Origin of the sequence: Erythrobacter sp. (genome assembly GCF_039988855.1) — a bacterium.
In the GTDB taxonomy this organism is placed as follows: domain Bacteria; phylum Pseudomonadota; class Alphaproteobacteria; order Sphingomonadales; family Sphingomonadaceae; genus Erythrobacter.
In genome coordinates this window covers 295,444-317,428 of the sequence record NZ_JBDXIY010000019.1, presented here as the reverse complement: position 1 = coordinate 317,428, position 21,985 = coordinate 295,444, and the positions used below count along the sequence as shown (strand labels likewise).

The 21,985-nt window shown below is 54.9% G+C and carries 35 protein-coding genes; all 35 read right to left on the bottom strand.

Going from position 1 to position 21,985, the window contains the following annotated elements:
* Nucleotides 1-148 precede the first annotated feature (148 nt).
* Complete coding sequence (locus tag ABJ205_RS13675) at nucleotides 149-688, bottom strand: hypothetical protein (protein WP_348156249.1); 540 nt, start codon at nucleotides 686-688, stop codon at nucleotides 149-151.
* A gap of 143 nt (nucleotides 689-831) precedes the next feature.
* On the bottom strand, nucleotides 832-2,220 hold the full coding sequence (locus ABJ205_RS13670) for a serine hydrolase (protein ID WP_348156246.1): 1,389 nt from the start codon (nucleotides 2,218-2,220) through the stop codon (nucleotides 832-834).
* Between the two features lie 90 nt (nucleotides 2,221-2,310).
* Entirely contained in the window at nucleotides 2,311-2,745 is a 435-nt protein-coding gene (gene rplQ / locus ABJ205_RS13665; protein ID WP_348156244.1) for a 50S ribosomal protein L17, read from the bottom strand.
* A 106-nt stretch (nucleotides 2,746-2,851) separates the two neighbouring features.
* Nucleotides 2,852-3,907 (bottom strand): DNA-directed RNA polymerase subunit alpha, encoded by a 1,056-nt coding sequence (locus tag ABJ205_RS13660; protein WP_348156241.1) that lies wholly within the window; start codon nucleotides 3,905-3,907, stop codon nucleotides 2,852-2,854.
* Nucleotides 3,908-4,045: 138 nt separating this feature from the next.
* Nucleotides 4,046-4,435: a 30S ribosomal protein S11 gene (gene rpsK / locus ABJ205_RS13655; RefSeq protein ID WP_348156238.1), complete on the bottom strand. Its 390-nt coding sequence runs from the start codon at nucleotides 4,433-4,435 to the stop codon at nucleotides 4,046-4,048.
* A 53-nt stretch (nucleotides 4,436-4,488) separates the two neighbouring features.
* On the bottom strand, nucleotides 4,489-4,857 hold the full coding sequence (rpsM, locus tag ABJ205_RS13650; RefSeq protein ID WP_034958128.1) for a 30S ribosomal protein S13: 369 nt from the start codon (nucleotides 4,855-4,857) through the stop codon (nucleotides 4,489-4,491).
* Nucleotides 4,858-5,158: 301 nt separating this feature from the next.
* Complete coding sequence (locus ABJ205_RS13645) at nucleotides 5,159-5,926, bottom strand: SRPBCC family protein (RefSeq protein ID WP_348313026.1); 768 nt, start codon at nucleotides 5,924-5,926, stop codon at nucleotides 5,159-5,161.
* 80 nt (nucleotides 5,927-6,006) lie between these two features.
* Nucleotides 6,007-6,654, bottom strand: a complete 648-nt coding sequence (locus tag ABJ205_RS13640; protein WP_348156232.1) for an adenylate kinase — start codon at nucleotides 6,652-6,654, stop codon at nucleotides 6,007-6,009.
* A 73-nt stretch (nucleotides 6,655-6,727) separates the two neighbouring features.
* Nucleotides 6,728-8,092, bottom strand: a complete 1,365-nt coding sequence (secY, locus tag ABJ205_RS13635) for a preprotein translocase subunit SecY (protein ID WP_348156229.1) — start codon at nucleotides 8,090-8,092, stop codon at nucleotides 6,728-6,730.
* Nucleotides 8,093-8,252: 160 nt separating this feature from the next.
* Nucleotides 8,253-8,738, bottom strand: coding sequence for a 50S ribosomal protein L15 (rplO, locus tag ABJ205_RS13630; protein WP_348156226.1), 486 nt, complete (start codon nucleotides 8,736-8,738; stop codon nucleotides 8,253-8,255).
* 136 nt (nucleotides 8,739-8,874) lie between these two features.
* A complete protein-coding gene (locus ABJ205_RS13625) occupies nucleotides 8,875-9,318 on the bottom strand; it encodes a hypothetical protein (RefSeq protein ID WP_348510066.1) in 444 nt (147 codons plus the stop codon).
* 216 nt (nucleotides 9,319-9,534) lie between these two features.
* Nucleotides 9,535-9,771, bottom strand: coding sequence for a hypothetical protein (locus ABJ205_RS13620; protein ID WP_348155292.1), 237 nt, complete (start codon nucleotides 9,769-9,771; stop codon nucleotides 9,535-9,537).
* A gap of 104 nt (nucleotides 9,772-9,875) precedes the next feature.
* Complete coding sequence (locus ABJ205_RS13615; protein ID WP_298304248.1) at nucleotides 9,876-10,088, bottom strand: cold-shock protein; 213 nt, start codon at nucleotides 10,086-10,088, stop codon at nucleotides 9,876-9,878.
* Nucleotides 10,089-10,329: 241 nt separating this feature from the next.
* Nucleotides 10,330-10,776: a hypothetical protein gene (locus tag ABJ205_RS13610; protein WP_348155290.1), complete on the bottom strand. Its 447-nt coding sequence runs from the start codon at nucleotides 10,774-10,776 to the stop codon at nucleotides 10,330-10,332.
* A 171-nt stretch (nucleotides 10,777-10,947) separates the two neighbouring features.
* The gene (rpmD, locus tag ABJ205_RS13605; RefSeq protein ID WP_348155288.1) at nucleotides 10,948-11,124 is read right to left on the bottom strand and encodes a 50S ribosomal protein L30; all 177 of its coding nucleotides are present in this window, start codon (nucleotides 11,122-11,124) and stop codon (nucleotides 10,948-10,950) included.
* A gap of 6 nt (nucleotides 11,125-11,130) precedes the next feature.
* Entirely contained in the window at nucleotides 11,131-11,928 is a 798-nt protein-coding gene (gene rpsE / locus ABJ205_RS13600) for a 30S ribosomal protein S5 (protein WP_348155286.1), read from the bottom strand.
* Complete coding sequence (rplR, locus tag ABJ205_RS13595; RefSeq protein ID WP_348155285.1) at nucleotides 11,928-12,272, bottom strand: 50S ribosomal protein L18; 345 nt, start codon at nucleotides 12,270-12,272, stop codon at nucleotides 11,928-11,930. The genes rpsE and rplR overlap by 1 nt, the downstream gene beginning before the upstream one ends.
* 1 nt (nucleotide 12,273) lies before the next feature.
* Complete coding sequence (gene rplF, locus ABJ205_RS13590; protein WP_348155283.1) at nucleotides 12,274-12,807, bottom strand: 50S ribosomal protein L6; 534 nt, start codon at nucleotides 12,805-12,807, stop codon at nucleotides 12,274-12,276.
* The gene (gene rpsH, locus ABJ205_RS13585; RefSeq protein WP_298304235.1) at nucleotides 12,807-13,202 is read right to left on the bottom strand and encodes a 30S ribosomal protein S8; all 396 of its coding nucleotides are present in this window, start codon (nucleotides 13,200-13,202) and stop codon (nucleotides 12,807-12,809) included. Before rpsH ends, rplF begins: the two co-directional genes overlap by 1 nt.
* An 11-nt stretch (nucleotides 13,203-13,213) precedes the next feature.
* Nucleotides 13,214-13,519: a 30S ribosomal protein S14 gene (gene rpsN / locus ABJ205_RS13580; RefSeq protein WP_348155281.1), complete on the bottom strand. Its 306-nt coding sequence runs from the start codon at nucleotides 13,517-13,519 to the stop codon at nucleotides 13,214-13,216.
* A gap of 44 nt (nucleotides 13,520-13,563) precedes the next feature.
* Entirely contained in the window at nucleotides 13,564-14,142 is a 579-nt protein-coding gene (gene rplE / locus ABJ205_RS13575; RefSeq protein WP_348155279.1) for a 50S ribosomal protein L5, read from the bottom strand.
* Nucleotides 14,135-14,455, bottom strand: coding sequence for a 50S ribosomal protein L24 (rplX, locus tag ABJ205_RS13570; RefSeq protein ID WP_348155276.1), 321 nt, complete (start codon nucleotides 14,453-14,455; stop codon nucleotides 14,135-14,137). The genes rplE and rplX overlap by 8 nt, the downstream gene beginning before the upstream one ends.
* 1 nt (nucleotide 14,456) lies before the next feature.
* On the bottom strand, nucleotides 14,457-14,825 hold the full coding sequence (gene rplN / locus ABJ205_RS13565) for a 50S ribosomal protein L14 (protein WP_034958154.1): 369 nt from the start codon (nucleotides 14,823-14,825) through the stop codon (nucleotides 14,457-14,459).
* Nucleotides 14,826-14,925: 100 nt separating this feature from the next.
* Nucleotides 14,926-15,216: a 30S ribosomal protein S17 gene (gene rpsQ / locus ABJ205_RS13560; RefSeq protein WP_348155274.1), complete on the bottom strand. Its 291-nt coding sequence runs from the start codon at nucleotides 15,214-15,216 to the stop codon at nucleotides 14,926-14,928.
* An 11-nt stretch (nucleotides 15,217-15,227) separates the two neighbouring features.
* Entirely contained in the window at nucleotides 15,228-15,431 is a 204-nt protein-coding gene (gene rpmC / locus ABJ205_RS13555) for a 50S ribosomal protein L29 (RefSeq protein WP_348155273.1), read from the bottom strand.
* Nucleotides 15,431-15,868: a 50S ribosomal protein L16 gene (rplP, locus tag ABJ205_RS13550; protein ID WP_348155270.1), complete on the bottom strand. Its 438-nt coding sequence runs from the start codon at nucleotides 15,866-15,868 to the stop codon at nucleotides 15,431-15,433. The genes rpmC and rplP overlap by 1 nt, the downstream gene beginning before the upstream one ends.
* Before the next feature lie 12 nt (nucleotides 15,869-15,880).
* The gene (gene rpsC, locus ABJ205_RS13545) at nucleotides 15,881-16,576 is read right to left on the bottom strand and encodes a 30S ribosomal protein S3 (protein WP_348155268.1); all 696 of its coding nucleotides are present in this window, start codon (nucleotides 16,574-16,576) and stop codon (nucleotides 15,881-15,883) included.
* 3 nt (nucleotides 16,577-16,579) lie between these two features.
* Nucleotides 16,580-16,957 (bottom strand): 50S ribosomal protein L22, encoded by a 378-nt coding sequence (gene rplV, locus ABJ205_RS13540; RefSeq protein ID WP_348311671.1) that lies wholly within the window; start codon nucleotides 16,955-16,957, stop codon nucleotides 16,580-16,582.
* Nucleotides 16,957-17,232 carry a 30S ribosomal protein S19 gene (rpsS, locus tag ABJ205_RS13535; protein WP_348157456.1) on the bottom strand — a complete coding sequence of 92 codons (276 nt, stop codon included), beginning with the start codon at nucleotides 17,230-17,232 and terminating at the stop codon, nucleotides 16,957-16,959. The genes rplV and rpsS overlap by 1 nt, the downstream gene beginning before the upstream one ends.
* Nucleotides 17,233-17,238: 6 nt before the next feature.
* Entirely contained in the window at nucleotides 17,239-18,075 is an 837-nt protein-coding gene (gene rplB / locus ABJ205_RS13530; protein WP_348157454.1) for a 50S ribosomal protein L2, read from the bottom strand.
* Complete coding sequence (locus tag ABJ205_RS13525) at nucleotides 18,075-18,386, bottom strand: 50S ribosomal protein L23 (protein ID WP_034958167.1); 312 nt, start codon at nucleotides 18,384-18,386, stop codon at nucleotides 18,075-18,077. Before ABJ205_RS13525 ends, rplB begins: the two co-directional genes overlap by 1 nt.
* The gene (rplD, locus tag ABJ205_RS13520; protein WP_348157452.1) at nucleotides 18,379-19,002 is read right to left on the bottom strand and encodes a 50S ribosomal protein L4; all 624 of its coding nucleotides are present in this window, start codon (nucleotides 19,000-19,002) and stop codon (nucleotides 18,379-18,381) included. The genes ABJ205_RS13525 and rplD overlap by 8 nt, the downstream gene beginning before the upstream one ends.
* Before the next feature lie 3 nt (nucleotides 19,003-19,005).
* Nucleotides 19,006-19,785, bottom strand: a complete 780-nt coding sequence (rplC, locus tag ABJ205_RS13515) for a 50S ribosomal protein L3 (protein WP_348157449.1) — start codon at nucleotides 19,783-19,785, stop codon at nucleotides 19,006-19,008.
* A gap of 278 nt (nucleotides 19,786-20,063) precedes the next feature.
* Nucleotides 20,064-20,375 (bottom strand): 30S ribosomal protein S10, encoded by a 312-nt coding sequence (gene rpsJ / locus ABJ205_RS13510; protein ID WP_061924928.1) that lies wholly within the window; start codon nucleotides 20,373-20,375, stop codon nucleotides 20,064-20,066.
* A gap of 362 nt (nucleotides 20,376-20,737) precedes the next feature.
* Complete coding sequence (gene tuf, locus ABJ205_RS13505) at nucleotides 20,738-21,913, bottom strand: elongation factor Tu (protein WP_348157446.1); 1,176 nt, start codon at nucleotides 21,911-21,913, stop codon at nucleotides 20,738-20,740.
* Nucleotides 21,914-21,985 lie beyond the last annotated feature (72 nt).

Below are 21,985 nucleotides of genomic sequence, written 5' to 3'. Positions count from 1 at the left end.
AATGCTCCCTCCTGTTTATTATCAGTTAGCAGAGCGCCCACCAACGCCCATAGTGACGAACACCATTAGGCGGTCCAGGCTTACAGAGGCCTGAACCGCCCGGAGGCTTAGGATATAGAAACATCCAGTGGGTGGAAAGTTGTGAAGATCAAAGGCCGCGAATGCTCTTGAAGTCGATGTGGGGGCTCCCACGACCGTCAATGGTGCAGGTAAACCGGCCTCGGTCTGAGTTCTGCCCACGATAGCCGCGCGCACCTTGCACTTCCAAGCGGCCCTTCACGCGCCAACCGTAACGGGTACGATCAACATCACGGATTTGGGTCACATCGGCGTAACGATAGCCTCCAAAGCGTTGAGCCTGACGCTCAGCCACACGGATGCAGCGTTGGATCGCTTGTTGGCTTGCACCTCGACTAGAGGCGGCTGTGTTGTGGTAGTTGCGGTTGTTGTAATTGCTTCCGCGATAACTGCTATTGTTGTAACTGCGGTCTTTCTTGCCATCAAAGGCGCCTGCCAGAGCAGCGATACCGCCAATGATAACTGCGCCAGCGATCACATCACCTGCATCGACGCCGCCATCACGGTGGCGATCCTGAGCCATAGCAGGAGTTGCGGACGCTAGGGCCATCGCGCCAGCCGCGACAGTCCCGAGCGTTGCCTTGGTGAGTGTCTTTGTAAGATCAGTCATGTCGGTTCATCCTCGGGTTTTCAGTGACGAGGACCATCCCCGTTCACTGTGAGGCCCTTCTAGATGAACGGAGCTGAGGTGAGTCTGAGCAAGACTTGCAGACTACGTTCAGATAACTAGCTCATTATCTGAACAGTTCAAAATCACTCTTCGAGCGCTGCGAGCACATCGCGGGTGAACGCGGCGATATCAAAGCGGGTGCCCACCATATCCTCACCCCGGCGCACGATCACAACATTGCGCGATGGGACGACGACCACATATTGCCCGCGGTTGCCCCGAGCTGCGAAGGCGTCATCGGGGATACCTGCAAACGCGTTGCCCTCTGGCCGGCGGAATGTCCACCACCCTGCGCCATAGCCCCATTGCGTGCCTTCGGGCTGAGGACCGCTGGGATCAGACACGTAGTCTGCCCAACCTTCTGGCAGGATGCGTTCTCCGTCCCACATGCCATCGTTGAGGTAGAGTTGCCCAAGCTTTGCAAGGTCACGCGCGGTGGTCCACGCTTGGCTCGACATGATGTACTGACCGCGCCAATCAATCTCTGCGACTGTGTGCGTCATGCCCAATTTGGCAAACAACTCGGAAGGTGGGTGATCTTCGAAAGTGCCTGCAATCGCCTGGACAGCGGCAAGTGTATCATTGTTTGCGTAACGATAAACTGTCCCAGGCTTATAGACCAAAGGCCAATCGAGTGCGGTCTCCAATATGCTTGCCCCGCCCCAATAAAGCGGATCGGTCCGATTTCCCGGCGTGTCGGTGTAGCGCCCCGAAGCCATCCGGAGAGCATGGTCGATTGTTATCTCTGCGCGTGGTTCGCCGCGCTTGAAACCTAGGTCAGCCGAGTTCCCGACATCGGCATCGCCGCGCTGGACCGCCGCGCCGACCACCGTCGCAGCGATACTTTTCGCGACCGACCACGTGCGCTGAGGCGTAGCGTGATCGAACCCTTTTACATAACGCTCGCCCACGTTTTTGCCGTTATGGCGGACCAGAACCGTGGTGGTCCTTGCTTCCTCCCCATATGCGCCAGAGAACGCCCTTTCAAAAGAAGGTCGAAGTGCTCGTGGTGCCTCGGCAATGCTCTGGTATCGACGCATCCGGCTTTGCACCGCGTTGGCGGGACGCCCATAGTAATGGCCCGGCCCCATGATCGGGTTGAGAGCGCATCCACGGTCGTTGTCTAAGTGGATGGCGGCGCGAGGTTGAGAATCTTCTGCCCACTCGACCTTCACGCGTTCGACTGTGCCATTGTCATGTCGCACAATCTCAAACGGCATTTCTCGGACCATTTGATCAAGCGGAGCCTGAATGCCGGTGAGCTCCCACTCCATTACGCTTTCAGCTGTGCGCGACGTACCATTTGCCTCTGCATGAGAGATGGCACTGCACATAAAGAGCGCCTTATACCCCGCCGCAAGCGCACGGTTGTAGCGATCATCGAGACGCTCTTGCGCGCTTTGGGCAGAGATGCTTGTAGTGACGGTGGTGCTTAGGGCGAGAGCCGTTGCGGCAAGGATCAGTTTCTTCATAGGTCCGCACACTAGCCGCGCGCGCTCAAAAGAAAAGGGGCCGGTGGATCGCTCCACCAGCCACTTAATCTCGTATGCTAGAAGATGCGCTTATGCAGCCGCTTCTGCTTCTGAATACTCGTCAACTTGGCTCATGTCTGGGCCAGAGTCTTGACCACGTGCATCTTCGTCGCGGTCGACCAACTCGATAACGGCCATTTGCGCGCTGTCGCTGGCGCGCGGGCCCGCTTTGATCACACGGGTGTAGCCACCATCCCGGTCTTTGTAACGCTCAGCCAGAATGTCGAACAGCTTCTTAAGCTGTGTTTCGTCCTGAAGACGGCCCATCGCAAGGCGGCGATTTGAAAGACCGCCATGCTTGGCCAGCGTGATGAGTTTTTCGATGTAGGGACGCAGTTCCTTCGCCTTTGGCGCAGTCGTAACGATCTGCTCATGTTTGATGAGAGCCGCCGACATATTGCGGAAAAGAGCCTTACGGTGGCCCGACTTACGCGAAAGCTTACGCTGTGAAATTCCGTGACGCATTATTCAATTCCTTGTTTGTAAGGGGCCCGTATCAGGTAGCCCAGTACTGGCGGCGCTTCCCAGATCTTTGGAGGTGCGCCGCCGATACCTAGATTAGCCCAGAGGCTTAACCAAGCAGTTCTTGCTCGAGCTTCTTAGCCATTTCTTCGATGTTCTCAGGTGGCCATCCGGGGATGTCCATTCCGAGGCGCAGACCCATGGATGACAACACTTCTTTGATCTCGTTCAAAGATTTGCGGCCAAAGTTCGGGGTACGCAGCATCTCGGCTTCGGTCTTTTGAACCAAATCGCCGATGTAGATGATGTTGTCGTTCTTGAGGCAGTTTGCCGAACGAACCGACAATTCCAGCTCGTCCACCTTCTTGAGAAGGTACCGATTGAGTTGGTTGGCATCGTCCTCTTGCGGGGTCGCTGCTTGACCGATCATCTGTGATTGAGGCTGCGGAATTCCGTCTTCGAAGTGTACGAAGAGGGTCAGTTGGTCCTGCAAAATGCGCGCAGCATAAGCCACTGCATCTTCAGGTGTGACTGTGCCATCGGTTTCAACGGTGAGGCTGAGCTTGTCATAGTCAAGCTCTTGACCAACACGAGCGTTCTCAACCTTATAGCTCACCTGACGAACAGGAGAGTAAAGCGAGTCCACTGGAATAAGGCCGATCGGCGCATCAGCCGGACGGTTGGCCACCGCAGGCGAATAGCCTTTGCCTACGTCAGCGGTCAGCTCCATGTTGAGCGTCGCACCTTCGTCGAGATGGCAAAGAACGAGGTCTTTGTTCATCACTTCGATGTCACCAGTGACAGCAATGTCGCCAGCTTTAACTTCAGCAGGGCCCGTCACAGAAAGCTGAAGACGCTTTGGTCCTTCGCCTTCCATCTTAAGAGCAATCTGCTTCACATTGAGGACCATATCGGTGATGTCCTCACGCACACCTGCGAGCGATGAGAATTCGTGGAGCACGTTCTCAATCTTGATCGAGGTGATCGCCGCGCCCTGAAGCGACGAAAGAAGGACACGGCGCAAAGCGTTACCAAGCGTCAGACCAAAGCCGCGTTCCAGCGGTTCGGCGACGAAGGTAGTTTTGCGCTTTTGATCGCTGCCTTCTTTAATTTCGAGAGCGTTGGGTTTCTTCAGTTCCTGCCAGTTCTTCATATTGACGGACATGGATTTCCCCTAATTCGCTTACGTTAGCGGTTCGATTTCAAAGTGCGGGTTCAAAGCGCTCGTCAGCAGCAAATGAACCCGTTGGAGAGGATGGACCGCATCGGGCGGCCCGCCCTCCTCAATCGGATCAGCGTCGGATTAGACCCGGCGCCGTTTAGAAGGACGCACACCATTGTGCGGGATCGGCGTCACATCGCGGATCGAAGTGATGTTAAAGCCAACAGCTGCAAGACCGCGAAGCGCGCTCTCACGGCCAGAACCTGGGCCTTTAACTTCGACTTCAAGCGTACGTACGCCGTGTTCAGCAGCCTTCTTACCTGCGTCGTCCGCTGCAACCTGTGCGGCGTACGGGGTGGATTTACGGCTGCCTTTGAAGCCCATCATACCTGCAGAAGACCAGCTGATCGCATTGCCTTGTGCATCGGTGATGGTGATCATCGTATTGTTGAAGCTCGCATTAATGTGAGCAACACCACTACTGATGTTCTTTCTGTCGCGCTTCCTGACTTTTCCGGGTTCGCGTGCCATTTTCTATATTCCTTTAACTCGTGCGAAGGAGCTCAAGAGCGTAAAGCTCAAGCTTACTTCTTCTTGCCTGCAATCGGCTTCGCCTTACCCTTACGGGTGCGGGCATTGGTGTGAGTGCGCTGGCCGCGAACAGGCAGACCATTACGGTGACGAAGGCCGCGGTATGAGCGCAGATCCATCAAACGCTTGATGTTCATCGCGGTGTCACGGCGAAGGTCGCCTTCCACCTGATGATCAGCATCAATCGTCTCACGAATGCGAAGAACTTCCTCATCGGTAAGATCTTGCACCCGTGCAGAATGCGCAATGCCAAGCTTGTCAGCGATTTGGACAGCCGTTGTGCGGCCAATCCCGTGAATATAGGTAAGCGCGATAATAACACGCTTGTTGGTGGGGATGTTTACCCCGGCAATACGAGCCACTTAATTCTCCATGCTCCACAAAGGTTTGGGTGAATGGTCACCGACCTTTATCTCGACGCTAAAATTATTCATCATTCCGAAACGCTGCCAAGACAACAAAAAGTCCGGGTTGCACTACAGATAGGCAGCGCTTGCCAGACAAGAATCGAAATATCGAATAGACGCGCGCTTACGGTCTTTAAAACTACACGTCAACCGCAAGACGCAGATAATCATGCGAACCGCCAAAATGTGCAGCCGCCAGTGGATTACAAGCCTTTAATACACGAACAGCGCAGACCGGTCAAAAAACGCCCGAATCTCAACCGTTGCCAGCGCCAAGATCGCCAAACGCCTCATCAACGCTTGGGCTTTCTGGCGCGTTGGCGTTTGAACTCTCTTCGCCAATGGTGCCCTCGTCTAAAACGGCCTCGGCTTCGATCGTCGATGCCTCGTCGCCGTCTGCTTCACTTTGGGCATCTTCACCGGCGCCGCTGATTTTGGGGGCCTCCACTACGCCTAGCACCTCGGCAAGCTGGGTCAGCTGTAATGTCATAACCCCGTCCACTGCCTGCGAGATCACAGGCAGAGGGTAGCGCATCTTTCCGGCGACATTGTACTCCCAAACAATCCGCGTGCGCTCAGAGCCGTCTTCGCCCGGCTCGACATCGCTCATCGCAATGGTGAGGATGCCGGTCACTGGTTCGCTTTGCAGCGGTCCAAGCGCGCCCGACATGCGCAGCGCCACTTCGGGATAGGCTTGGATCACCCGCATATGTTCAACGCTGCCTTGAAGCGTGAAGCGCCCCGGCTCGTTAACTTCCGGTATGGTCTCACAGAAGCAGCCGCCGGCTTGGGGAGTGAGCTTTAGATTGGCGGCATCCGCCGACCACGTGTGTTCACCTGACCACCACCGCGCCGGACTGATCAACGCAAGCCAAGCTTCCTTGGCGCTGGCATCGACAATAGCCTCATTGCGGGTGATGAAATGGTCATCGTGGACTTCGACAACCTCCGCCAAAACTGGCGAAGCGCTCGCGGCAAGGACAGCGCCAATGGCAACCACGAGCGAACGGTGAATACGATGCAAAACAGATCTCCTCCAAGGTAGCCTAGGATTAGGAGATCACGTGCGCCCTGAAAAGCCCGGATGCGCTCTGGACTTGAAAATTACCCAGCAAGGACAGCGTCGATCGCGCCTGCAACGACGTCGATGTCCGCCATCCCATCAACGCGCTTCACAATCCCGCGCGCTTCATAGCCCGGAAGGATCGGTGCAGTCTTTTCGCGATATTCATTGTTGCGAGTGCGCACAGTCTCTTCATTGTCGTCGGGCCGACGTTTAAATTCGGTGTGCCCGCAATTGTCGCAAACGCCCTCTTTCGAAGGGGTGTTGGCCGTATCGTGGTACAGTGCCCCACAATTCGCACACGAAAAACGTCCCGTAATCCGCTCAACCAATGCGTCAATATCAACGCCAAGTTCAATCACATGATGAAGCTTGCGACCGTGCTTTGCCAAAAGCGCATCGAGTTGTTCACCTTGAGCAGCCGTGCGCGGATAACCATCAAAGATCGCGCCTTGATCCGCAGGCATAGCGGCAAGATTTTCGTCGATCAGGTTCGAGACAATTTCATCCGATACCAGCTCACCGCGATCCATCACCGCCTTCGCCGCCAGACCAACCGGCGTCTGTGCCTTGACCGCAGCGCGAAGCATATCGCCGGTCGAGAGCTGCTTCATGCCGTGGCGTTCAACCAAGCCAGCACTTTGCGTACCCTTACCAGCACCGGGAGGACCAAGAAGAATGATATTCACGAAACGCCCCTAATTTTTCCGCGCAGCTCTCGAAGGTGACCGCGGCATTTTCGATTATCGCTCTCGATAGCTTCTAGCGCATCCGGCCTTTGAGCTTCGCTTTCTTGATAAGGTCACCATATTGGTGCGCCAAGAGATGCGATTGCACTTGGCTGATCGTGTCCACTGTCACGTTCACCACAATCAGAAGGCTGGTCCCACCCAAGAAGAGCGGAATGCCGGTCTGTGCGATCATGTACTCTGGTACAACACAAACGAAGGTCAGATACGCTGCGCCCACAACGGTGATCCGTGTAAGGACGTATTCAAGATATTCAGCCGTACGCTTGCCCGGACGAATGCCCGGAATAAAGCCGCCGTTCTTCTTCAAATTCTCTGCATGCTCTTCAGGGTCGAACACAACCGCAGTGTAAAAGAAGCAGAAGAAGACAATGCCGACCGCATACAAGGTCATGTAAAGCGGTTGACCGTGTTGAAGATATTGAAGCGTCGACTGGATAAGGCTGCCCGATGTCGAAGTGGTATCGAGCGACTGTCCCGCAAACGAGCTGATCGTCAGCGGGAGCAACAGCAGCGAACTTGCAAAGATCGGCGGAATAACGCCGGCCGTGTTGAGTTTCAAAGGCATGTGCGAGCGATCCGCCTGCATCATGCCGCGCTGGGTTGCGCGTTTTGGGTATTGGATAAGCAGACGCCGCTGCGCACGCTCAACCCATGAAATGAGGAGGATCAGGCCGACAACCATCACGATGAAAGCAATGATAATGCCAGGAGCAATCGAACCGGTGCGGCCTCCTTCAAACATGTTCATTGCGAACACAGGGAACTGGGCAACGATACCCGCCATAATGATGAGCGAAACGCCGTTACCGATCCCGCGCGAGGTAATCTGCTCACCCAGCCACAGAAGGAACATAGTGCCGCCAACAAGGCTGATCACCGCGCCCATGCGGAACATATAGCCCGGCTCAACCACGGCTTGAATGCCCTGTTGACCGGCATAGCTTTCAAGGCCGGTGGCAAGGAAATACCCTTGAATGGCGCATAGGAAAACCGTGCCGTAACGGGTGTATTGGTTGAGCTTCTGACGCCCGGTGGCGCCCTCCTTCTTAAGAGCGGTCAACGTCGGGTGAAGCGCCGATGCCATCTGCACAACGATCGAGGCCGTAATATACGGCATCACACCAAGAGCGATCAGGCTCATATTCGCCAAAGCGCCGCCGGTGAACATGTTGAACATGTCAAGGATCGTACCTTGGTTCTGCTGAGCCAATTGGTCCAAGGCCAGCGGGTTGATCCCGGGCAATGGCACAAAGCTCAAGAAGCGGAACACGATCAGCGCACCAATGGTGAACCAGATTCGTTGACGCAGTTCAGTCGCCTGAGCAAAATTACCCAGGTTCAAATTGCTTGCGATATTATCGGCGCGTGAAGCCATTTTCGGTGTCGATCCTATGGGTGTCCTTTGGGGGTATCCCCAAGGAGAAGCCAACTGAGAGGGCCTAGATAGGAACCACAGGCCCGCTTGTCGAACCCTGTGGTGAACTTTTCATCATCCCGAAGCGCTCAATCGAGGCTTCGGGGTGATAAATCCAGGCTTACTCCGCGTCAGCTGCCGCTTCTGCAGGAGCAGTCACTTCGACGCTGCCGCCAGCTTTTTCAACAGCAGCAATCGCGCCTTTGGTGGCGCCAGTGACGACGAATTTGGCTTTCGCTTTAAGCTCGCCTTTGCCCAGAAGACGCACACCGTCTTTGCCGCCGCGGGCAAGGCCGGTTTCACGAAGAACTGCTTCAGTGATGTCTTTCTTGGCGTCGATTTTCTTCGCATCGATCCATTTTTGGACCATGCCGATGTTCACTTCTGCGTGATCTTTACCAAACGGGTTGTTGAACCCGCGCTTTGGCAGACGCATGTGAAGCGGCATTTGACCACCGCCAAAGCCTTTAATCGCTACACCGGAACGGGATTTTTGACCCTTTTGACCGCGTGCAGCAGTTTTGCCTTTGCCAGAACCGATACCACGGCCCACACGCATACGCCCCTTACGGGCACCATCATTGTCACGGATGTCGTTGAGTTTCATCGTTGCACTCGCTTTCGCTTTCAGTACGGCCCCACCATGGGGCAACGCGCTATTTAGAAGGCGCGCGGATAGCGGAGAGTTGGCAGGGGCGCAAGGGGGAAGTGTGGTATCTTCCTAGTTCGCCAGCTTGCTAAGTCTAATTGCTATACACGCCAACAGCGAAGGGGCATGTATCGTCATAGCACCGGATCATCTTGCTCCGCAGGCTATACAAACCGGTCTTCTCTGAAGTGAATATAATCAGAGGCAAATCAGTGGGTTGGGCGTCAACCTCGACCTCAAACCGCTCATCATCCGTCAAGACAAGATCAAAATCTGCGCATGCATTTCCGCATGTTCCTGCAAAAGCGTATTCTTTACCCGCTTCCAGCTCGACGATAAAGGTTTCAGTCTGAGCGTTGGCAAGAGACCCGAAGTGCTTCTTGAGCTCCTTCGGATAGCCCTCAAACTCTTTTTGGAACTCGCTCAGCTGGTTCTGCATCAACTCTCGATCGTCTTCCTGCGCAAAAGACGAAGACGGTGCAAGAGTCACTAAACTTGCCATGAGAAGAGCAGATAGACCAAACTTTGTTTTAGACATCGGAAGCTCCATTTGATGCACGCCTGGCGTGAAGTCGAATTGAATAAGCTCGTAGCTGTAAAAGATAGTGCACAGACCAAATTAGCAGACGTTGTCGAGCCGTTTCGGCGAGATTGCAGCGTTTACTCACAATAGCTCTCGCACAAAATTGACCCAGCTATACATCGCATAAGGCATACACAAAACGAAAGACCGCCCTCGCCTGCTACCTAGCCCTCAACCCTCGCCAGCTTCGGCCTGCGCCTCAGCCTGCGCTTCTGCTTCGCGGCGGGCGGCTTTCTCGGTTTCTAGCTTTTCGCGGTCATGCGCTGCTTTGCGCGACTGGTCGGCGAGCGCTCGCCAAGTCTTTTCCGCGCGAAGGTTGCGCTCCCTCACATTTTCAAGAGTGGCCTCTTGCGCTGCCTTCGCAGCTTCATTGGCTCTGGCATCATAAAACTCAAACGTTGCGGCCATGACACGCCTCTCAATCTTGGTTTGGTGGGAGGGATTGGCAATTCTCCCGCGCCGCAGATCAAACATGTTGCGGTTTGGGGCGCGGGAGAATTCCGTAACGTTGCTTAGTCAGCAGCTGACAGGTTCACGGCGCTTTCTTTGCCGTTCTTGCCAGTTTCAACTTCGTAGTTGAGGCGCTGTTCTTTATCGAGCGTTTGCATGCCAGCGGCTTGCACGGCGCTGATGTGGACGAAGCTGTCGTTTGAACCGTCGTCAGGCTGGATGAAACCATAGCCTTTGTCGGTGTTGAAGAACTTCACTGTTCCGGTCTTGCTCATAATGGTTCCTTTCAAGAACACTTTAAGATTGCCGCAACGCAACATGCGCTGCGGTCGTGCATCAAATCGTTAGATGAAAGGAAGTCGTCGTCTTCTGCGCCGTAGTAACCGAAACCACATGGCGGTCGTCAAAAATCCGAAGTCCGTCGCAAATTTCGACGTCAGCACGCGCCCTATAGCAGCATTTGCGCAAATAACCGAAAGAAAAATTTTCTTACGTGAGAAACCCGCTCCGAAGGGGCTATTTACGATACACACCATAGGCGAACACGCACGGTTCCCGGTCGCAAATAATCATCCGAGCGCCTACCGAAAAGCGGCCGCCTTGATCGGGGCGAAGTTCAATGATCGGGATATTGTCGTCAAGAGTGTCGCCTGCCAGCACAAATCCTTCGCTATCAAACACTTCAAGATCAAGGTCTGAACAAGCGGGGCCGCATAGTCCGACGAAAAGGAAATCTTGGTCCGCCTCAAGATCGAACCATGACACATTGGTTTGGCGGCTATCAAGATAACCTGATGCTTGCCCATGTTTTCGCGAAAATCCCCGCCCCAGCGCAATATCTTTGGTGGTTTTGAGCATCTCTTCAAAGCCGCGATCCTTCGGATAGACGGACGGCGTACATCCAGCCACCGCGCAACCAAACGCCAGTGCGGCCAACGCCCCTAAGACCCGAGAATGCTCCAAAATTTCAGCCCCTGAACCGTTCTACGGTTGAATTGGACGTAACACCCCGCTTCATCAGTGACCAGCCCCGGAAACCGTCACCCTGGTTCTACTCTCCGGCCTAAACGCAAAGAGGGCCCGCCATGCGCATGTGCATGACGGGCCCTCTTGAATGTTAATCTTGCACCGAGCTTAGTCGACAACAGTCACCAGATGCGGGATCTTTGCGATCGCGCCGCGAACTTCAGGGGTGTCCTGACGTGTCACGACTTTGTGCATCTTGTTGAGGCCAAGACCGATAAGGATCTGACGTTGGCTCTCTGGACGACGGATCGGCGAACCAATCTGCTTGATTTTGATGGTAGCCATGATGAATTACTCCACTACTGCCGCAGCATCGACTGCCGCTTCAGCTTCGCTGGCACCGCCACGACCCAAAAGGTCGGCAACTTTCTTACCGCGACGCTGAGCCACAGACTTCGGTGAAGTCTGATCGCTAAGCGCGTCGAAGGTTGCGCGGATCATGTTGTATGGGTTTGAAGTACCAACCGATTTAGTCACAACGTCTGCAACGCCGAGGCTTTCAAACACAGCACGCATTGGGCCACCGGCGATGATGCCAGTACCCGGAGGCGCTGTACGAAGGGTCACCTTGCCAGCACCGAAACGGCCATTGCCGTCATGGTGAAGCGTGCGGCCTTCTTTCAAAGGAACGCGGATCATCTTCTTGCGAGCCGCAGCGGTTGCCTTGGTGATCGCCTCTGGAACTTCGCGGGCTTTACCGTGGCCAAAGCCAACACGGCCCTGACCATCGCCAACCACTACGAGAGCTGCAAAGCCGAAGCGCTTACCACCCTTAACCGTCTTAGAAACACGGTTGATGTGGACGAGCTTCTCGATGATGCCATCATCTTCTTCTTCGCGCTTATTGTCGCGGCCACGGCCACGACCACGGCCCCGACCGCCGCCATCACGGTTGTTACCACCGCGACCACGGCCACCACGGCCACGTTGTTGTTCTTCAGCCGGAGCGGCAGGAGCCGCCTCAGCCGGAGCTGCTTGCGCAGCAGGCGCCGCTTCTGCAGGAGCTGCCTCTGGTGCAGCTGCTGCTTCGGCTGGAGCGCCCGCTGTCTCTGGGGCGTTTTCTGGTGTCTTGTTTTCGTCAGCCATCATTAGAACTCCAACCCGCCTTCACGAGCGGCATCGGCCAGCGCTTTTACGCGACCATGAAACAGGAACCCGCCGCGATCGAACACGACAGTGGTAACGCCAGCCTTTTTAGCTGCCGCTGCGATGTCTTTACCCACTTGGGTAGCGGCATCGACATTGGCGCCTGATTTCTTCGCCCCAAGGGTCGAGGCAGCTGCAACGGTTTTACCCGCAGCATCGTCAATGACCTGAGCGTAGATGTGGCGACCAGTGCGGTGCACCGAAAGGCGTGGCTTGCCACCAGCCCGTGCCCGCAAAGCGGTACGCACGCGGCGACGGCGACGTTCAAAGAGAGATAGTTTTGCCATCTTACTTCTTCTTCCCTTCCTTGCGGAAGATATACTCGCCGCGATACTTGATACCCTTGCCTTTGTAAGGCTCAGGCTTGCGCCATTTGCGGATTTCAGCAGCAAACTGGCCAACGGCCTGTTTATCGGTGCCGCTCACTTCCACAGTGGTCTGATCGGGCGTCTTAACTTCGAGACCTTCTGGCACTGCCAGATTGACGTCGTGGCTGAAACCAAGCTCAAGCTTGAGCGTCTTGCCCTGCGCTTTAGCACGATAACCAACACCGGAGATTTCCAAAGTCTTGGAGAAACCATCCGTCACGCCTTCAACCAGGTTCGCTACCAGCGTGCGCTGCATGCCCCAGAAGGAGCGTGCCTGCTTGCTGTCATTCGCCGGGCTCACAGCGATTTCGCCGTCTTCGATCTTATATGTGATCAAATCGGACAGGCCCATCGAAAGAGTGCCTTTCGGCCCCTTTACGCTAAGCGCGCCGTCTTTGAGTTCTGCCGTCACACCCGCAGGGATGCTGACCGCTTTTTTACCAATGCGGCTCATCAGAAGACCTCCGCAAGCACTTCGCCGCCGACCTTGTTTTCGCGGGCTTCGTTGTCCGAAAGGACACCGCGCGGGGTCGAGACGATGGTGATGCCAAGGCCGTTGCGAACAGTCGGAAGCTCTTGGCTTCCTGAATAGACGCGCCGGCCAGGCTTGGATACGCGAGCAACATGCTTAATCGCAGGCTCGCCTTCGAAATACTTCAGCTCAATGCGCAGCTGTGGGTGCTTGCCCGAAGCATCGTCGGAATAGCCACGGATGTAGCCTTCACGAGTAAGCACTTCGAGAACGTTCGCACGCAACTTAGAAGCCGGAGAGACAACGCTATCCTTCTTCGCACGTTGGCCGTTGCGGATGCGGGTGAGCATATCACCCAGTGGATCGGTCATAGCCATCTGTTAATTCCTCACCAGCTCGACTTGGTCAGACCAGGGATCATTCCCCGGTTGCCGAGATTACGAAGTTCAATACGATTGATACCGAACTTGCGATAATAGCCGCGCGGGCGGCCGGTGGTGGCGCAGCGGTTGCGTACGCGCGTTGGGTTTGCATTGCGGGGAAGTTCAGCCATTTTCAGACGGGCCATAAGGCGCTCACCTTCATCAAGGCTCTCGTCATTCGCGATTGCCTTCAGCTTCTCGTACTTCGCTGCATACTTCTGAACGAGCTTTTTACGCTTCTCGTTCTTATTGATCGAACTCAGTTTCGCCATGGGACTTAAGCTCTCTTCCTAAAAAATTGCTGTCATGAGACGGCTTACGCCGCCTCTTTCTGATCGCCAGCTTCACCTTCAAAAGGGAAGCCAAACAGGCGCAGAAGCTCACGAGCTTCTTCGTCAGTATTGGCGGTGGTGGTCACGATGATGTCCATACCCCGGACCTTATCGATCTTATCGTAAGAGATCTCTGGGAAGATGATCTGCTCTTTGATACCCATGGCATAGTTGCCACGGCCGTCGAACGAGTTGGGGTTGAGACCACGAAAGTCGCGAATACGCGGCATTGCGATGGTCACAAGACGATCAAGAAATTCGTACATGCGAATGCGGCGAAGGTTCACCTTACAACCGATGGGCATGCCATCACGCAGCTTAAACTGCGCAATTGATTTCTTCGCGCGGGTGATCACCGGCTTTTGACCAGCAATCAGAGCCATTTCTTCAGCAGCCGTCTGGATCTTTTTCTTATCCTGGCTTGCTTCGCCAACACCCATGTTGAGGGTGATCTTTTCGATTGACGGGACCTGAAGACGGTTGGTGTAACCAAACTTCTCAGTCATCGCCTTGACGATTTCGTCCTCAAACTTGGACTTAAGACGTGGTGTATAATCAGCCATCGATCGTTTCCCCACTCTTTACAGCTACACGCACCTTCTTGCCGTCCTTTTCTTCGAAACGAACGCGGGTGGGTGAACCATCCTTGGGATCAGCCACTGCAACCTTTGAGATATCCATCGGAGCAGGAAAACGCTCGATGCCACCTTGCGGGTTGGTCTGGCTTGGCTTGCGGTGACGGGTTGCAACGTTCACGCCTTCAACGATGACTTTGCCATCTTTCGGCATGACTTGGCTGACGGTGCCTTTACGGCCCTTGTCTTTACCCGACAGGACAACGACTTCGTCGCCCTTTTTGATCTTTGCAGCACCCATTTTAGAGCACCTCCGGAGCAAGTGAGATAATCTTCATAAAGCCGCGGCCACGAAGCTCGCGAACCACTGGACCAAAGATACGAGTGCCGATTGGCTCTTCGCTCTTATTCACCAGAACAGCAGCATTGCTATCGAAGCGAATGACGCTGCCGTCTTTACGACGAACGTCCTTCTTGGTGCGCACGATGACGGCACGGTGTACGTCGCCTTTTTTCACCTTTGCGCGCGGCTGGGCCTCTTTAACAGAGACCACGATCACGTCGCCAACGGAGGCAAACCGGCGCTTAGAGCCGCCCAGTACTTTAATGCACTGGACGCGCTTAGCGCCGCTATTATCCGCGACGTCGAGATTGGATTGCATCTGGATCATGGATCCGTTTCCTTCTCTAGGCTTGCTGGGACACCCGACTGTGACCGGGGCTCAGCAGTTCCATCGTCAATTTGCCCTCCACCAGAGGAGGGCGCGTCAATTAGTTACCAGCTGCCTCGACATCGAGATCAGCTTCAACCGCTTGAACTCCGCCAGCCACAACACGGTCCTTAACGGCCCATGTCTTGGTTTTGGAGATCGGTTTGGTTTCTTCAATCCGCACAATATCACCAACTGTGAATTCATTGGTTTCGTCATGCGCGTGATACTTCTTCGAGCGGCGGATGATCTTCCCGTAGAGGGGGTGTTTCACCTTACGCTCGACCAGAACGGTCACGGTTTTATCGGTCTTGTCGGAGGTGACAGTACCGGTAAGAATACGCTTAGGCATTGTCTTGCTCCTTATGCTTTCGCGGCCGCTGAACGCTCATTTTGGAGCGTTTTGATCTGTGCGATCGTGCGGCGCACTTCTTTGATGCGCGATGGTTTTTCAAGCTGGTTAGTTGCAGCTTGAAAACGCAGGTTGTACTGCTCACGCTTAAGCTCGATCAGTTCAGCGGAAAGCTGATCGTCGGTCTTAGTGCGAAGATCTTCGGTAGAAACCATTACTTGTCCCCTCCGAGGTGCGAGGTGTCGCCAAAGCGGGCAACAACCTTGGTTTTGATCGGCAGTTTCATCGCAGCACGCTCAAACGCGAGCGCAGCAACTGGGCCGGGCACACCGTCAAGTTCAAACATAATGCGGCCTGGCTTCACGCGGGCTGCCCAGAATTCAACTGAGCCCTTACCCTTACCCTGACGAACTTCAGCAGGCTTCTTAGAAACCGGAACATCTGGGAATACGCGGATCCAGAGGCGACCCTGACGTTTCATCGCACGGGTGATCGCACGGCGAGCCGCTTCGATCTGACGTGCAGTGATACGCTCAGGCTCAAGCGCCTTGAGGCCATACGAACCGAAGTTCAAAGTCGTGCCGCCTTTGGCCTCGCCCTTGATCTTGCCTTTAAAGGCCTTGCGGTATTTGGTTTTCTTTGGTTGCAGCATTTTTCAATTACCTCAACGAGCAGGGCGCACGCCGGAAGTCTGAGCTTCCATCATGAGACGATCCTGCGCAGTTGGATCATGGGCCAAAATCTCGCCCTTGAAGATCCAAACCTTGATGCCGATGATACCGTAAGCGGTAAGCGCTTCGGTTTCAGCGTAATCAATGTTTGCACGCAGAGTGTGGAGCGGCACGCGACCTTCGCGGTACCATTCAACACGGGCGATTTCAGCACCACCCAAACGGCCACCACAAACGATCTTGATGCCTTCAGCACCCAGACGCAGAGCCGATTGAACAGCGCGCTTCATCGCGCGGCGGAATGCGACACGGCGAATAAGCTGGTCCGCAATGCCTTGAGCAACAAGCTTAGCGTCGATTTCGGGCTTCCGAATTTCAACGATGTTCAGCTTAACTTCGCTCGAAGTCATAGAAGAAAGCTTAGCGCGCAGCTTTTCGATGTCTGCGCCCTTCTTGCCGATGATGACACCTGGACGAGCCGCATAGATCGAAACGCGGCAAAGCTTGGCCGGACGTTCAATCACTACCTTGGAGATCGCTGCTTGTGGCAGGTTCTTCAAGATGTACTTACGGATCGTGATGTCTTCTTTGAGAAGGCCCGCATAATCACGCCCTTCAGCGTACCAGCGGCTATCCCAAGTGCGGTTGATCTGAAGACGCAGACCAATTGGATTACTCTTCTGACCCATGGTTTATGCCTCTTCTGCTTCACGAACAACGATGCGCAGCTTGCTGAACGGCTTAAGAATGCGGGTAGACTTACCACGACCGCGCGTATGGAAACGCTTCATCGTGATCGATTTACCAACACTCGCCTCAGCAACGACGAGCGCGTCGACGTCGAGATCGTGGTTGTTTTCAGCGTTAGCAACAGCCGATGCGAGCACTTTGCTTGCATCGCGCGCCATTGCCTTCTTCGAAAAGCTGAGGATGTTCAGAGCTTCCTCAACCTTCTTGCCGCGAATGAGCTCTGCAACGAGGTTGAGCTTTTGAGCGGACCCGCGAATTTGCGTGCCTACTGCGAGCGCCTCATTGTCAGCTACGCGACGGGGAGACTTTGCCTTACCCATTATCGCTTGCCCTTCTTGTCAGCCGCGTGGCCGGGGAATGTGCGCGTTGGCGCAAATTCACCGAGCTTGTGACCAACCATTTCTTCCGAAACAGTCACAGGAATAAACTTGCGACCATTGTAGACGTTGAATGTGAGCCCGACGAACTGCGGGAGAATTGTCGAACGGCGCGACCAAGTTTTGATCGGCTTCGAGTTTCCTGCGTCCTGTGCTGTCTCTGCTTTCTTAAGCAGGCTGAGCTCGACAAACGGACCTTTCCAGACGGAACGTGCCATCGTGTCTTACCTCTTCTTCTTGGCGTGACGCGAACGGATAATCATCTTGTCCGTCTGCTTGTTCTTACGAGTACGAGCACCCTTGGTAGGCTTGCCCCATGGGGTCACTGGGTGACGACCACCTGAGGTCCGGCCTTCACCACCACCGTGGGGGTGATCAACAGGGTTCTTCGCAACACCGCGTGTGAGTGGCCGGCGGCCCTTCCAACGGGTGCGACCAGCTTTACCGAAGTTCTGGTTCTGGTTGTCAGGGTTAGAAACCGCGCCAACCGTACCCATGCAATCGCTGCGAAGGTAACGCTGCTCACCTGAGTTCAGGCGAACAATTACCATGCCGCGGTCACGACCAACGATCTGGACATATGCACCAGCAGAGCGAGCAATCTGACCGCCCTTGCCTGGCTTCATCTCCACATTGTGGCAGATGGTACCAACTGGCATTTGACCAAGAAGCATGGCGTTACCAGGCTTAGTGTCGACCTTTTCGCCGGCCACAACACTGTCACCAACAGCCAAACGCTGCGGGGCAATGATGTAGGCAAGCGTGCCGTCTTCGTACTTCAGAAGCGCGATAAAGGCGGTGCGGTTTGGATCGTATTCGATCCGCTCCACGGTCGCTGCCATATCCCACTTCCGGCGTTTGAAGTCGATGATGCGATACTTTTGCTTGTGACCGCCCGCGATACCGCGTGAGGTGACATGGCCTTTGTTGTTACGGCCACCGGTCTTGCGCTTGCCTTCGCTGAGCGACTTAACCGGACCACCTTTGTGGAGGCCAGTTTTGTCGACCAGAATAAGACCACGGCGCGCCGGGCTTGTTGGATTATAATTCTTAAGTGCCATTAGCCGACCTGCTCAGTGATATCGATCATTTCACCTTCGGCGAGACGAACCACTGCTTTCTTGAAATCGGAACGCTTGTAGGGCTTGCCCTTCCAGCGCTTGGTTTTGCCTTTGGTCAGGATGGTGTTCACTGAGACGACTTTCGTCGAATAGATCGCTTCCACCGCTTCCTTGATTTGCGGCTTGGTCGCATCGTTAGCCACCTTGAACACCACAGCGTTAGCTTCAGAAGCCATAGTCGACTTCTCAGTGATGTGAGGGGCTACGATCACGTCATAGTGCCGCGCGTCGATGCTGTCTTTTTTAGCCATTGAAGCGCGCCTCCAGCTTAGCAACCGCGTCCTTGGTAAGGACCAGCGTGTCGTGGTTGAGAATGTCGTAGACGTTCGCGCCAGCAGCAGGGATCACGTTGATACCAACAAGGTTGCCAGCAGCTTGCGCAAAACCAGCATTCACCGCTTCACCGTCGATCACAAGGACCTTACCAGCAAAGCCGCCCTTATCGAGCTGACCCTTAAGAGCTTTCGTCTTAGCGTCTTTAAGCTCAAGGCTATCGACAACAACGAGGCCGTCTTTTGCCTTAGTGCTCAAAGCCATCTTAAGGCCGAGTGCGCGGATCTTCTTGTTGAGCGACTGGTTGAAGTCACGCTTACGAGCACCGTGAGCTTTACCACCACCGATAAAGATCGGAGCGCCGCGATCGCCGTGACGAGCGCCGCCGGAACCCTTTTGAGCGCCGAACTTCTTACCGGTGCGAGCAACATCGGAACGCTCACGCGTTGGACGTGCCGTAGCGCGGCGGTTCTCAAGCTGCCACGTTACAACGCGGTGCAAGATATCAGCGCGCGGCTCAACACCGAACACATCATCATTGAGCTCGATATCGCCTGACGCCTTACCGTCGATTTTTTGGACCTTCACCTTCATGGTTTAGCCCTCCTTATTTTCGTCAGCTGCGGGAGCTTCGGCTGCGGGAGCCTCGGCTTCTGGCGCAGGAGCGGCATCTTCAGTGACAGGAGCCGCAGAAGCGGCCGCCTCAACAACAGCGCCCGGGAACGGGAGATCGTCAGAGTGCTTAAGCTTCACAGCGTCACGAACGAGGAGCCAGCCATTCTTCGAGCCAGGGACAGAACCCTTAATGAAGAGAAGCCCGCGATCAGCGTCCGTGCGAACCACTTCGAGGTTCTGCTGCGTGCGCTGACGGTCACCCATGTGACCGGCCATCTTCTTGCCTTTGAACACGCGACCCGGATCCTGACGGTTACCCGTCGAACCGTGCGAACGGTGAGAGATCGAAACACCGTGGGTTGCACGAAGACCGCCGAAACCCCAGCGCTTCATCGCACCAGCAAAACCCTTACCTTGGGTATGCCCGGTGATGTCGACCTTTTGACCATCCACAAAGTGCTCTGCGCTGATGAGTGCGCCGACAGGTACGAGACCCTCTTCGCCTTCAACGCGGAACTCAGCCATGCGAGCTTTGAGGCCAACGCCAGCTTTCGCGAAATGCTCGCGTTGCGGCTTGTTTACGTTTTTTTGTTTTGCTTCGCCTGCACCAAGCTGAACAGCAAAGTAGCCATCCGTATCTTGTGTGCGGTGTGAAACAACCTGACAATCTTCCAGCGAAAGAACAGTCACAGGCACGTGCTGTCCATCCTCCTGGAAGAGGCGGGTCATCCCAACCTTTTTCGCGATCACGCCAGTGCGCATCGTCTTGTACTCCTTACAGAGGCACCCAGAGGACCATCCCCGAGGTGCGTGCCAACCCAAACTTTTTAACTGAGCCCCGTCTGGGCTGATGCCGCCCCACTCCCTATGGAGTGGTTTGGCGAGACGGAGGACTCAGCCCGGATCAAGATGCCCCCTAAAGGGCGCCCGGCGGTATCCATATGTCTTGCCGATCTTTCCGATCAGCAGGCCCAATGGCGGGCCAAAGTCTCAGAGCCGTTTAACGTCCGCCTGAAGACGTGAAAAAAGCTCGCGATTGCTTACGCGAGCTTGATTTCAACATTCACACCAGCAGCAAGGTCGAGCTTCATGAGAGCATCGACTGTCTGGGCGTTCGGCTGCACGATATCGAGCAGACGTTTGTATGTGCGAACTTCGAACTGCTCACGCGACTTTTTGTCGATGTGCGGACCGCGGTTCACGGTGAATTTCTCAATGCGCGTTGGCATAGGAATGGGGCCACGAATAAGAGCACCCGTACGACGAGCTGTTTCAGCGATTTCGCCAGTTGCCTGGTCGAGTACGCGGTGGTCGAACGCCTTAAGGCGAATACGGATATTCTGTGCTTCCATTACCTATTACCAATGCGAAAGAGCCAAGGAACGTGTCTCGGGGGAAACCCGCTCCCAAAAAGTAAAAGGCCCGCCCTGCCCCGCCTAGCCAATTTTGACCGGTCCGGAATGGGAGGCCCCATGAATTTCGTTTCAACGGCAATGGAATCGCCGTCGAGTTGGCGCGCGTATATCGGGGGAGTTGGATTCTGGCAAGCCAGAAATGCTCAAACATTCACACGAAGCTACACGCTTATCAACAAAGCCCCAATTAACGATGCGAAATCACCATCAAAATTGGGCCTACATAATAAGAGACCCGGCGCACTTTCGTAGGCCGGGTCTCATTATTTCGTGTGAGCCCCGAAAGGCTCAAATTCGAATTAGGCAGTGATTTTAGCCACAACGCCTGAACCAACGGTACGGCCGCCTTCACGGATAGCGAAGCGGAGACCTTCGTCCATAGCGATCGGTGCGATCAGCTTGACGTTGATGGTCACGTTGTCGCCAGGCATAACCATTTCCGTGCCCTCTGGGAGGATCACTTCGCCGGTTACGTCAGTCGTACGGAAGTAGAACTGTGGACGGTAGTTCGCAAAGAATGGCGTGTGACGGCCACCTTCGTCTTTCGACAGAACGTAAACTTCTGCAGAAAATTCAGTGTGCGGGCTAACCGAACCAGGCTTACAAAGAACCTGACCGCGCTCAATCTCTTCACGAGCAACGCCGCGAACCAACGCGCCGATGTTGTCGCCAGCTTCACCGCGATCAAGCAGTTTGCGGAACATTTCAACGCCGGTAACAGTAGTCTTGCCGGTTTCTTTGATGCCAACGATTTCAACTTCGTCGCCAACGTTCACAACGCCGGTTTCAACACGGCCGGTAACAACCGTACCACGACCAGAAATCGAGAACACGTCCTCAATCGGCATCAGGAAGTCTTTGTCAACCGGACGGTCGGGCTGTGGGATGTAGCTGTCAACAGCGTCCATCAGAGCCTTGATCGAAGTTTCACCGATTTCAGGATCGCGGCCTTCAAGAGCAGCCAAAGCTGAACCTTTAACGATTGGAATATCGTCGCCGTCAAAGCCGTACTCGCTGAGGAGTTCGCGAACTTCGAGTTCAACCAGTTCGAGGATTTCTTCGTCGTCGACCTGATCAACCTTGTTCATGTAAACAACGAGCTGTGGAACACCAACTTGACGCGCAAGCAGGATGTGCTCACGAGTTTGTGGCATGGGTCCGTCCGCTGCGTTCACAACCAAGATAGCGCCGTCCATTTGAGCCGCGCCGGTGATCATGTTTTTCACATAGTCAGCGTGGCCTGGGCAATCGACGTGTGCGTAGTGACGTGCATCTGTTTCATACTCAACGTGTGCAGTTGAGATGGTGATGCCGCGCTCACGCTCTTCTGGAGCTTTATCGATGTTACCGAAGTCAACAGCAGCGCCCTGAACCTTGGTGATTGCCGCGGTCAGAGTGGTTTTGCCGTGGTCAACGTGACCGATGGTGCCGACGTTTACGTGCGGCTTGTTACGCTCAAACTTTTCCTTCGCCATGTCTCTTATAACCTTCTTACTGAATTTGAATTTTTACGGGGAGGTGGCGGCGCCCGCATCAATGTGGCGCCG